Annotated in this window: 11 protein-coding genes; 5 read left to right on the top strand and 6 right to left on the bottom strand. The window is 73.2% G+C overall.

Features of this window, described 5'->3' with window-relative positions; translation table 11 throughout:
• Nucleotides 1–536: HesA/MoeB/ThiF family protein (locus ASG00_RS05755; RefSeq protein WP_235559374.1), on the bottom strand; the 536-nt coding region annotated here is incomplete at its 3' end.
• A gap of 98 nt (nucleotides 537–634) precedes the next feature.
• Between ASG00_RS05755 and ASG00_RS05750 the strand changes: the two genes are divergently transcribed.
• The 4 genes from ASG00_RS05750 to ASG00_RS05735 are packed head-to-tail and all read left to right on the top strand — an operon-like array spanning nucleotide 635 to nucleotide 3417.
• On the top strand, nucleotides 635–1027 hold the full coding sequence (locus ASG00_RS05750; RefSeq protein ID WP_045247305.1) for a TOBE domain-containing protein: 393 nt from the start codon (nucleotides 635–637) through the stop codon (nucleotides 1025–1027).
• A gap of 31 nt (nucleotides 1028–1058) precedes the next feature.
• Complete coding sequence (modA, locus tag ASG00_RS05745; RefSeq protein WP_056207526.1) at nucleotides 1059–1859, top strand: molybdate ABC transporter substrate-binding protein; 801 nt, start codon at nucleotides 1059–1061, stop codon at nucleotides 1857–1859.
• Nucleotides 1856–2674 carry an ABC transporter permease gene (locus ASG00_RS05740; protein ID WP_200930866.1) on the top strand — a complete coding sequence of 273 codons (819 nt, stop codon included), beginning with the start codon at nucleotides 1856–1858 and terminating at the stop codon, nucleotides 2672–2674. The genes modA and ASG00_RS05740 overlap by 4 nt, the downstream gene beginning before the upstream one ends.
• A complete protein-coding gene (locus tag ASG00_RS05735; protein WP_082483105.1) occupies nucleotides 2671–3417 on the top strand; it encodes an ABC transporter ATP-binding protein in 747 nt (248 codons plus the stop codon). Before ASG00_RS05740 ends, ASG00_RS05735 begins: the two co-directional genes overlap by 4 nt.
• Here the strand turns inward: ASG00_RS05735 and ASG00_RS05730 are convergent, their stop codons facing one another.
• Complete coding sequence (locus ASG00_RS05730; protein WP_056207522.1) at nucleotides 3418–3840, bottom strand: helix-turn-helix domain-containing protein; 423 nt, start codon at nucleotides 3838–3840, stop codon at nucleotides 3418–3420. It lies immediately after the preceding gene.
• Between the two features lie 119 nt (nucleotides 3841–3959).
• On the opposite strand from ASG00_RS05730, the gene ASG00_RS05725 reads away from it, so the two are divergent.
• The gene (locus tag ASG00_RS05725) at nucleotides 3960–4559 is read left to right on the top strand and encodes a GNAT family N-acetyltransferase (RefSeq protein ID WP_056207520.1); all 600 of its coding nucleotides are present in this window, start codon (nucleotides 3960–3962) and stop codon (nucleotides 4557–4559) included.
• A 17-nt stretch (nucleotides 4560–4576) separates the two neighbouring features.
• Here the strand turns inward: ASG00_RS05725 and ASG00_RS05720 are convergent, their stop codons facing one another.
• From ASG00_RS05720 to ASG00_RS17210, 4 genes are all read right to left on the bottom strand, one after another.
• Nucleotides 4577–5362 carry a helix-turn-helix domain-containing protein gene (locus ASG00_RS05720; RefSeq protein WP_056207518.1) on the bottom strand — a complete coding sequence of 262 codons (786 nt, stop codon included), beginning with the start codon at nucleotides 5360–5362 and terminating at the stop codon, nucleotides 4577–4579.
• A gap of 88 nt (nucleotides 5363–5450) precedes the next feature.
• Entirely contained in the window at nucleotides 5451–5987 is a 537-nt protein-coding gene (locus ASG00_RS05715; RefSeq protein ID WP_056207517.1) for a GNAT family N-acetyltransferase, read from the bottom strand.
• Nucleotides 5984–7696, bottom strand: coding sequence for a thiol reductant ABC exporter subunit CydC (gene cydC, locus ASG00_RS05710; protein WP_056207516.1), 1713 nt, complete (start codon nucleotides 7694–7696; stop codon nucleotides 5984–5986). Before cydC ends, ASG00_RS05715 begins: the two co-directional genes overlap by 4 nt.
• Nucleotides 7693–8376: ATP-binding cassette domain-containing protein (locus ASG00_RS17210; protein WP_235559219.1), on the bottom strand; the 684-nt coding region annotated here is incomplete at its 5' end. The genes cydC and ASG00_RS17210, both read right to left, overlap by 4 nt.

Here is an 8376-nt window from a genome sequence, read left to right as displayed (position 1 = left end):
CCTGCGCTCGGCCTCGACCAGAACACGGTGGCCTGGCCGGCGAATTCCTGCACGGTGCCCCACACGAGGGGGAGGCCCGTGGACTCGGATGCCGCGGCCACCGCGCGTCGCGTGTCGAACGTGTCGCTGCCGTCGACGATCACGTGCGCGCCGGCGAGCAGATCGGCGGCGTTGCGCGTGTCGAGACGTGCGCGCCGGGCGATCACCCGGGTCGCGGACAGGTCGGCGGCGGCACGCACCGCGCTGTCGACCTTGGGCGCACCGACATCTCCGCGACGGTGCAGCACCTGGCGCTGCAGGTTGGAGAGGTCGACGTCGTCGTCATCGATGACGGTGAGCGTGCCGACGCCGGCCGCGGCCAGCGCGAGGATCACCGCCGACCCCAGCCCGCCGGCACCCACCACGGCGACGTGCGCGGCCGCGAGCCGGCGCTGGGCGGCATCCCCGAAGTCGAACATGACCCGGTGGCGGGCTGTGCGCACCCGTTCGTCGGCGGGAAGGTCCTCGACGGGGTCGACGAGGGGGGCGAAGGGCATGTCCACAGGCTAGCCCCGCGGAGACAGAGGAGATCTGGCATCCGCAGGTGCGATCACCTCGTCCGGATCGCGCCGCAGATGCGGATACGATCGCTTTCGTGCCCTCCTACAAGATCGCCCAGGCCGCGCGCCTGCTCGGCGTGAGCGACGACACGGTTCGCCGCTGGATCGACCACGGGCTTCTCGCAGCCACCGACGCCACGCCCATCGAGATCGACGGCGCCGCGCTCGCGGAGTTCGTCGTCGAGCGCCGGCGGCAGCCCGCCGATCCCGCGGAGGGGCTCTCGAGCGCCCGCAACCGCTTCTCGGGGCTCGTCACGCGCGTCGAGATCGACGGCATCATGGCGCAGGTCGACATTCAGGCGGGACCGCACCGCGTGGTCTCCCTCATGTCAGCCGAAGCCGCACGCGACCTCGCACTCGAACCGGGCTCGCTCGCCGTCGCGATCGTGAAAGCCACGACCGTCATCGTCGAGACCCCGAAGCCCTGAGACCCCACTCGCACCCGAGGAGCAGCTGCCCATGAACGCCCGTCGCCTCATCCTTGCCGCGGTCGCCGCGGCATCCGTCCTGCTCGGCGCCACGGCGTGCGCGAGCGATGCATCGAGCTCGGCGACCCCGTCGGCGAGCTCGTCGGTCGCCGCCGCCCCCAGCGGTGACCTCACGATCTACGCGGCCGCATCACTGCGCAACGCCTTCCAGGCTGTCGCGACGGCGTTCGAGGCCGAGTATCCGCAGGTGACGGTCAAGCCGATCGTCTACGACGGCTCGTCGACGCTCGCCACCCAGATCGTCGAGGGCGCGCCCGTCGACGTGTTCGCGTCGGCGGACACCAAGAACATGACGAAGGTCACGGACGCGAAACTCGCCTCCTCCCCGCAGAACTTCGCGACCAACACGCTCGTGATCGCGGTTCCGTCGGCGAATCCCGCGCGCATCGCGACCCTCGCCGACCTCGCGCGCCCGGGGGTGTCGGTCGTGCTGTGCGCGCCGGCCGTGCCGTGCGGCTCGGCGTCCCAGACCCTGCTGAAGAACCAGGGCGTCTCGGTGACCCCTGTCAGCCAGGAGCAGAACGTCACCGCCGTGCTCACGAAGGTGTCATCCGGTGCGGCTGACGCCGGCCTCGTCTACGCGACCGACGTTCGCGGGGCGAGCGGTGTGACCGCCATCGTCCCCGCCGGAGCCGACCAGGTCGTCAATGAGTACCCGATCGCCGCCCTCGCCGGCGCCCCGAATCCGACCGCGGCGGCCGCCTTCACGGCGTTCGTGACGAGCGCGGCGGGTGAGCAGATCCTGCAGAGCTACGGCTTCGGAGCCCCGTGATCCGACGCCGCGCCGGCGCGCACGGCACCCGCACACTTCCGCGGGTGCTCGTGGTGCCGGCCGTGCTCGGGCTGGCGCTTCTCGTCGTGCCGCTCGCCGCGCTGGTCGCTCGGGTGGACTGGGCGACGCTCCCGGCGGACATCACGTCGCCCGACGCGCTGTCGGCGCTGGGGCTCTCGCTGTCGACAGCGGTCGTCGCGACCCTCGGATGCCTCGTGCTCGGTGCTCCGCTCGCACTGCTCATCGCCCGGTCGGGCCCGCGCCTCGCCGCGGTGCTGCGTGCGGCCGTGACCGTGCCGCTCGTGCTGCCGCCGATGGTGGGCGGCGTGGCGCTGCTGTATCTGTTCGGACGGAACGGATGGGGCGGCGTCCTGCTCGCGGGCATCGGCGTGCGACTTCCGTTCACGACGACCGCTGTCGTGATCGCGCAGGTGTTCGTCGCGCTGCCGTTCCTCGTGCTGTCCCTCGAGGGTGCGCTGCGCGCCCGAGGATCGGGGTATGAGGTCGCGGCCGCATCGCTCGGCGCCGGACCTTGGACCGTGCTGCGGCGTGTCACCCTTCCGCTCGCCGCCCCGGGGCTGGTCGCCGGCACCGTCCTGTGCTTCGCGCGGGCGATGGGCGAGTTCGGTGCGACGGCGCTGTTCGCGGGCAACGCACCGGGAGTGACGCAGACCATGCCGCTCGCGATCTACACCGCGTTCAACGGGGCCGGCGTCGACACCTCCACGGCCGTCGCGCTGTCGCTGCTGCTGCTCGTCACCTCGATCGCGGTGCTCGTCGCCGTGCGGGCGTGGCGGTTCGGGAGCGTGCGATGACCTCCTCGCTCGACGCCCGGGTCGTCGTGCGCCGCGACGGCTTCGACCTCGACGCGGCCCTCGCCGTCGCACCCGGCGAGACGATCGCGGTCATGGGGCCGAGCGGTGCGGGCAAGTCGACCCTGCTGGGCGCCCTCGCCGGTCTCGTGCCGCTGGACGACGGCCGCATCGCGGTGGGCGGGCGCGAGCTGTCGACGCCCGCGCGCACGGTGCCCCCGGCGCGGCGTCGCGTGGTGCTTCTCTCGCAGGACCCCCACCTGTTCCCGCACCTCAGCGCCCTCGACAACGTCGCATTCGGGCCACGGGCGCGCGGGGTGCCCCGGTCGGTCGCGCGTGCACGCGCGCAGGACTGGCTCGACCGGCTCGGTGTGGGGGCCGCGGCATCCCGTCGTCCCGACGCCTTGTCCGGCGGTCAGCGGCAGCGGGTCGCCCTCGCCCGCGCGATCGTCACGGAGCCCGATGTGCTGCTGCTCGACGAGCCGTCCACCTCGCTCGACCCGCTCACCGCGCAGGATGTGCGCGCGGCCATCGCGTCGCTGCCGGCGACCACCACGGTGCTCGCCACGCACCATGTCGCCGACGCGGTCGCGCTCGCGGCACGGCTGTGCGTGCTCGAGGCAGGCCACATCGTGCAGCTCGCCGCCACAGCCGACGTGCTCGCGGCCCCCGCGACCGCGTTCAGTGCCGCCCTCGCCGGCGAGGCCGGCTGGCTGCGTGACAACCGGGCGCCCGGTCCGCGCTGATCAGCGCAGCGACAGGATCCACGCGGTCGACCACGACCCGAGCGCCACGCCCGCGATCAGTGCGACACCGGCGATCGCGACCGTCGCCTTCGCGGTCACGCTGCGCTGCAGGTCGTTCGGGATCGGCGCCGCGCCCGTGGGGATCGGCCCGCTCGGATGCTCGAGCGTCGGCATCCGCTGCTCCGCAAGCTCGTCGCGGCGGCTGATCCAGTCGTCGCGGTGATCGCCGTCACCGAGCGCGCGCACGAGCGCGTCGACGGTGCGCACCGACGGCAGATGCCGACCCGCGAGGGCCTCCGAGAGCACGCTCTTGGACACCCCCGACGTGTGCTGCAGACGCGTCAGGGTCGGGTTGTCGGCATGCAGCCGCAGCCTTCTCAGGTCGGCAGCGAAAGCACTGACATCATCTTCGACACGATTCATCCCCTCCATGGCACCAGCCCTCCGACAGCTGCTCGCGCATGACGCNNNNTGCGTCCGGGCGCATCACGTGGCATCTCCGGGTGCGGAGACGAGTTCGGGGCGGCCGATAGTCTGCGCGGATGCCCCACACCCTCCGCGCTCTCCGTGCCGACGACCGCCCGCGGATCGCGGACGTATGCCTGCGTACCGCCGATCTCGGCCGCGACGCGACCGGCTTGCTGTCGGATGACGCGCTGTGGGCCGACGTCTTCGCGCTGCCGTACACGGTGCGACATCCCGAGTTCGCCTTCGTCATCGCGGACGCGGACGATGCCGTGGTCGGGTACTGCGTCGCCGCTCCCGACACCGATGCGTTCGAGGAGTGGTTCCGCACCGACTGGTGGCCGGTGCGTCGTCGTGAGCCGGATGCCCCGGGCCTGTCGCACCGCGAGGCGGAACTGCGGCGTTACGCCGACGGCCGGCGCGCGGGCGCCGAGCCGTTCGCCGACACGTATCCGGCGCACCTGCACATCGACCTGCTCCCCGCGGCCCAGGGTGCCGGCTGGGGGCGCCGTCTCATCGACGCGCAGCGGGCGGCGCTCGCTGATGCCGGCGTGCCAGGACTCCACCTCGTGGCCGCGGCGGACAACGCCGTTGCCCTCGCCTTCTACGATCGGCTGGGGTTCACCCGCCTGCCGTCGCAACCGAGCACGCAGGCGTTCGGTGTCGTGCTCGGCTGAGCGGCCTCCGCGGCCGGTCAGATGCAGATCGGCGTGCCGAGCTCGACCGGGGTGCCCGCCACCGTCACCGCACCCGTCGCGCACAGTCGCTCGTCGGCCGACACCCGCACGAGCAGCGGAGTGGTCGCGACGGTTCCACCCTGAACCGTGATGCTCTGCCGATGCGGTCCGCCGGGTGCGCTCTGCGGATAGATCGCGACGGAGAGGGTCGCGCCCCGATCGGTGCCATCGTCTCGACTCACCCGCGCCCAGGCGGCAGAGCAGGCGTCGGACCACAGGATCTCGATCTCCACGCGCCCGCTGTCCCGCACGTCGCCGGTGACGACGCGGGCATCGTTGGCGCAGGAGGTCGATGCCGGGTCGCTGCCGTCCCGCACCGCGACGGAAGGCGGCGGCGCTGTGCCTCGAGCCACGTGGGTGACGGTGAGAGCGATGGCCGCCGTCACAACGGTCCCGAGCACGAACGCGGCCGCTGCCCACACGAGCGCGACACGTCGCGCCACGGTGACGGGCGCGGGCCGGATGGTTCTGGCCGCAGGCGGCGGAGCATCGCGCTGTGCGAGTCGGTCGCGCCGTGTCGCCCACCCGCGGGCATCGCCGCCGCACGCGACCGCGATCCGATCGACCGTGCGCGCCGACGGCAGCTTCCTGCCGTTGAAGGCCTCGGAGAGCACGGTGCGGGAGACTCCCGTCTCGCGATGCAGGCGTTCCAGCGTCGGGCTGTCCGCCTCGAGCCGCAGCTGCCGCAGGCCCGCCGCGAACTCCTCGAGCGAATCGTGTTCCCCCTGCGCACCCGCTGTCACGATGTCCCCCCGGATCGCTTCGTGATGAGCTTCGTTTATAGCAGTCCCGGCCGAGCGACTCTGTGACGTCCGTCGGGCCGCGGCATCCTCACTCGAAGCGGATGACGCGCCGGCGTTCGATGAGCGGCGGGGCCTCGGCGAGAGAAGATTGCTCGCTCTTGACGGCGCCGTCCTCGATCCACCCGTGCCGTTCGTAGAAGCCGGCCGCGCGTTCGTTGCGGTCGAGCACCCACAGGGATGCCTCGGCGAACCCCGACGAACGCAGTGATGCCGTGGCCGCGGTGAGGAGCTCATGCCCGACGCCGGCCGACCAGAGCGAGGGGTGCACGTAGATCGCGTGCAGCTCGCCGGTGCCGGGTCGGTCGTCGTCGCGGCAGGCGCCGACGGCCGCCCATCCGACGATCACTCCGTTCTGCTCTGCGACGAATTGAGCGGCGCCGGCAGCTGCGGTGTTCTCGAGCCAGAGCTCGGCGCGCCGGTGCCCCTCGCGTTCGGGGTCGAGCGCCGCGAGGATCCGGTCGTCGACGAGTCCGTCATAGGCGACGCGCCAGGTGTCCACGCGCACGCGGGCGATGCCCCAGGCGTCCTCGCGGCGGGCTTCGCGCACGCTGACGAGGTCGCTCATGCGGTCATCCTGCCCGCGACGATGCGCACCTCGCGATCGATGAGGTGAGCGGGCACGGCGACGTGCGAGACGAGCACGACGGCGTGGTCGTCGCCGACAGCGGTGAGCAGGTCGTCGAGGAGCGCGTCGGATGCCGCGGGGTCGACCCCCGCGGTGGGCTCGTCGAGCACCAGCACCGCGAAGTCGGCGAGGAGGGCGCGTGCCAGCGCGAGACGTTGCGCCTGCCCGCCCGAGGCGAGTGCACCGCGTTCGCCCAGTCGTGAGTCGAGGCCGCCGCGGTCGCGTGCCCAGTCCTCGAGGCCGACCCGACCGAGCGCCGCCCACAGATGCGCGTCGGAGGCGCCGTCGTCGGCGAACAGCAGGTTCTGCCGGATCGACTCGTCGAACAGGTACGGGTTCTGCTCGACGAGGCCGATCGTGCGTCGCAGGTCATCGCCGGAGAGCGTGGACGCTTCGCGTCCGCCGATGGTGAACGAGCCGCTGTAGTCGAGGAAGCGCACCAGCACGTGGGCGAGGGTCGTCTTTCCCGCACCGCTCGGGCCGGTCACGAGAACCCGCTCGCCGGGCGCGACATCGAGGCTGACGTCGACGAGTCGGCCCGCGTCGTCGGCCTCATCGCGGACACCCGCGCGCTGCGGCCAGGCCGCGCTCATGCCGCGCAGCGAGAGTCCCGTGCCGAGCGGCGGCGCCTCGCCGGTCGGGGCGGGCTCGTCGCGCACGAGCTCGGCCGGGATCTCTGCCGGCACGGTGTCGGCGATGCGCTGGGCCGCGCCGCGCACCTGCCGCCAGGACGCGAGGGCGAGCGGCACGGGACCGAACACCTCGAAGATCGCCATGGGCATGAGCACGATGAGCGCGAGCCAGGGCCCGTCGAGGCTTCCGCCCGCGAATGCGGGCTGCGCCGACAGCAGCACCAGCAGCGAGGCGAGGCCCGCCACCAGCGACACCGCTCCGCTCGTCGCGCCCTGTGCCGTCGCGCGGCGCACTGTCGCGCGACGCAGCGCCTCATCGGCGATGCGCACCCGAGCGGATGCCGCAGCCTGGGCGCCGTACGCCTGGAGGACGTCGAGCGCCCCGAGCTCGTCCACGAGCGCGTCGGAGAGTCGTGAGCGCAGCGGGGCGAGTGAGCGCTCGGCGCGCGCGCCGAGCGCGGCCCCCACCCAGACCGCGAGAGCGAACGCGAGCACGAGGCATCCGAGCAGCACGGCCGCGGCCGGAAGGGAGACGAACGCCACGAACACGACACTCGCGAGGCTCGTGGTCGCGGCGACGACGAGGGGCAGCACGACGCGCAGCGGCAGGTTCTGCAGCTCCTCGACATCGTCGACGAGGTTCGACAGCAGGGCGCCGCGGCGGGCGCCGCCGAGGCCGTCGGGGGCCAGGGGCACGAGGCGTCGCACCAGCCCGGCACGCACCCGCGCGAGCTGCCCGAGGGTCGCGTCATGACTCGTGAGGCGCTCGCCGTAACGGAACACGCCGCGCCCGATCGCGAACGCGCGCACTGCGACGACGACCGCCGAGATGAAGATGACGCTCGGCTGCTCCGCGGCGCGGGTGATGAGCCATCCGCTCGCTGCCAGCAGCGCGATCGAGCTGATGGCGGTGCCGAACCCCGTGAGCACGGCGGGGGAGAAGCGGCGGGCGGACGGTTGCGCGTCGCGCAGGATGCGCGCGGTCTCGGCGGTGCGCGGGTCGCTGACGGTGCTCACTGTGGCACCTCCGCAGGCAGCACGAGAACGGATGCCACGGCCACACGGCGGTCTGCGATCGCCCGCGCGCTCGGGCGGTGGGAGACCAGCAGCACGCCGGCGCCGGCATCGGCGGCAGCCCGCACCGACGCCCACACCTGAGCTTCCGTGTCCGTGTCGAGGGCGCTCGTGGGCTCGTCGAGCACGAGCACCCGGGCGTCGGTCGCACGCAGCCGGTACAGGGCGCGCGCCAACGCGACGCGCTGAGCCTGTCCGCCCGAGAGCCCCGCCCCGCCGGCGCCCAGCACGATGCCCGCGTCGACATCGCCCGCCGCGGCATCGGTGAGGCATCGGGCGACGAGCACGGCATCGGGGGTATCGGCGCCAAGCGCCACATTCTCCGCCACGGTTCCCGAGAGCAGCCCGGCGCGCTGGGGCATCCACGCGATGGCCGCGCGCGCGCCGCCGCTGATCTCGCCCTCCGCGTGGGCGAAGCCGAGCAGTGCCGCGATGACGCTCGACTTCCCCGCCCCGCTGGCACCCTCGAGCAGCACGACCTCGCCCGCGCGCACGTCGAGGTCGATCGGACCGATCATCCGCTCGCCGCGCGGAACCCGCAGCCCGCGCGCCGTCAGAAGCGCACCCCCCTCCGCCGTGGGGGCGGTGACGGCGCGCGTCCGACCGCCCTGAGCGCGCGCGGC

The sequence above is a fragment of the Microbacterium sp. Leaf351 genome (assembly GCF_001423825.1).
GTDB lineage: Bacteria > Actinomycetota > Actinomycetes > Actinomycetales > Microbacteriaceae > Microbacterium > Microbacterium ginsengisoli.
This window is presented reverse-complemented; position numbering and strand designations above follow the sequence as displayed.